This is a genomic window from Endozoicomonas sp. ONNA1 (assembly GCF_024606325.1).
Taxonomy (GTDB): domain Bacteria; phylum Pseudomonadota; class Gammaproteobacteria; order Pseudomonadales; family Endozoicomonadaceae; genus Endozoicomonas_A.
Genome location: NZ_JAHHPN010000403.1, coordinates 1 through 2620 on the forward strand (window position 1 = coordinate 1; position 2620 = coordinate 2620).

Genomic DNA, 2620 nt, shown 5'->3' on the forward strand with positions numbered 1-2620 from the left:
AAAATCGAAAGTTGTCAGGCAGGGTATTGTCTTACCGCTGCTGAATGCTGATTCCATCAGGCCCAGTGCTGCATCCAGAGCTTGTTGCTTGAGAGAGTGCTGCCGTGTGAAGGTGTTCATATCGGCCAGAACATTGACCTGTCTCGTCGAGAACTGGAAGGGACCGCCGTCATTTTTGACCGCTTTCTCGGCAGCCTTCAGGTCTTTCTTCATTCTCTCAAAGTCTTCTTCCCTGGTTTCAATCTCTCTTCCCAGACGAACCCGTTCCTGAATCAGTTGTTGGATTTTGCCGCCGCTACCATCATACCCACCCAGTTGTAGCTGTTTGTTTCTAAGGGCATTAACCCGTTGTTCATAGGTGTCAGAAGACTCTGGTTTGCGACTCAGGGATTCTTCAATGGCGTGAAGAATCGCTTTATGAGGATCAGCCAGAGTGTCTTCTGCCACTGATACAGCTTCACTTTGATGTTGAAGGTCATCAGGTTTCTCCGCAAATAACACGTGTTTGCCACGAAAATGATTCAACCTGCGATAAAGACCTGCCAGTTCATGTCCAGCTTCTTCCAGTACTCGCCTGGCTCTGGCCAGCTCACGATCAAGAACGTATCGGGGTTTAGGTCCCAGGCGTGCAATTTGCCTGTCAAGCTCACCTTCAATGGCTGCGATATGCTCATTGACGGTGGCATCACCTACTTTGGGAACTTCTTTATAAAGCTCCCGGAGTTTCCCTTTAATTAAAATATTCTGGTCGTCTATAGTGGTGTCATCTTCATAGTTCTTAATGTTGAGTTGATGGGCGATTTCATTGTTTCTGCTTCTTCTGACATCTTCATTGCCATAGGTTTCGTCTACTTCTTCCATTAATGCCAAAATTTTGTTTTCAAGAACATACTTGTTTTCAGGCAGATGGGCTTTTCTTCTAAGTATTACCCCCAGATCATTGGCCAGTTTAGCGACGAAAGCCTTGCCTTTTTCATCAGCCTCATCGCGTACAAACTCGTAGATGTGCAGCTTGTCCTCTAAAACTTTGAGTATCTTTGTCTGTTCTATTATGGCTAGTCTGTTTACTTTTTCGACATAAAATTCAAGACTGTTTTGAAGGTCCCGGAGTTTTGTGTTCCCTCTTTTGCTCGTGAATATAATGTCTTCTTTTCGGAGTGAATGCTCTATTTTATCCACCATGGATTCTGAGACATCACCGCTGTCAAGTTTTGTTCGAATCCTGTCAAGCCTTGCTGTTTTGTGATCTTCATTATTGACTTCGATTTTGAGTATTTCTTCTACTGTTTTCAGTATTTTCAGAGCCACTTCCTCTTCCTGCTGTCTGGCTTTTGCCAGACTTGCCTGAATGGCCTCAGAAATGGCGTTACGACGGTAATACACATCGTCCTGACTATTGAGGTTATCCATCTTAAGGGCTTTTTCCACGTTGGACAGTTTCTCCAGTACTACAGGCATGGCTTTGGGATGGCCTGGTGTTCTGATGTCTTTCAGTTCTTCTTCTAAATATTCAAGACTGCTGAACCTCTCATACATGGCTGTTTTCAGTGCAGGGTGTTCTTCCATCGTGCTGTCTTCATCCAGCCTGATACGCAGGGTCAGTGCCAGACCATCTTGTTGGGTTTTGACATCAGGTTCTTCCGTACAGCATTGAGCATTCAGTGCCTGGATTTTCTTAAGCAAATGTTGTTGATTTTCGTCGAGAGTATTGCCCTGAGTATTCAGTGACTGAAATTTGTCAAACAGGCTTTTTTGTTGAAGATTCAGTATATGCTTACTCTGTAGTTGAGTATTTAGTGCCTCAATTCTCCAAAGCAGGTGATCCAGTTGAGCGTCAATGTTTGCACTGGTATCAAAATTCTGAAGGTTTAAATGTGCGGCAATGGTTGCATAGCTGGCTTTGCTTTCAGCATCTGTTCTGGCGTTCTGGTGCTGAACAGCCGCCAGTGTTGTCTCTATAGAATCTCCCTCAGGCTGTTCTGTTGCGGCCAACGCCTTGTTGATGGCATGAATTTTTATACTGATGAGTCTGGCTTGATTTTCTGGTGGCTGGCTATCATCCCAATCTTCAATGCCAAGCTCTTCTGCCAGTCCAGCGTTGCGGGCTTTTGTGGCTTCCGCCCTGGCATTACGAATTTGTTTTTCCAGCTCCGGGATTCGTTCGACTTTCTGCCCAAATTTCCGCAACAGGCTTTGCTGTCTTTCCGATACGCCACGAAGCTGTTCAAGCTCATGCTCAGCTTGTTGCTTCAGCTGAAGTACTATGAGCTTTTGCTTTTCACTGGTAGTGGCTTTCTCCAATATGAGCTTTAACTGGTTACTAACCCGGATGAGTTTGCCTTCTCTCGCCAGCTGCTCTGCCAGCATGCTTTCCCTCTCAATCAGCTGCCTGGCCATGTCGCTCAGAACTTTGAAAGCAAACTGGTCGTCGTTGCAGGAAGCATTGAGCTGTGATTCGTCGACAACGGGTATAAGACTCATAATACCCTGAACAAAATTCTGATTATTCAGAAGACCTCTAAGTACGGGTCTGAAGCTGAAGTGTCTTGTCAGTTGAATCTGCAGCCAGGTTGGCGTGATGACAGACGAAGCAGCTCTGATGTGTTCCAGTGTAAATTCA

1 protein-coding gene is annotated in these 2620 nt (G+C 45.4%); it reads right to left on the bottom strand.

The genetic code is table 11. The features are described from left to right. A partial coding sequence (locus KDK19_RS09195) for a hypothetical protein (RefSeq protein ID WP_257291795.1) occupies window positions 1–2620 on the bottom strand: 2620 nt, incomplete at both ends.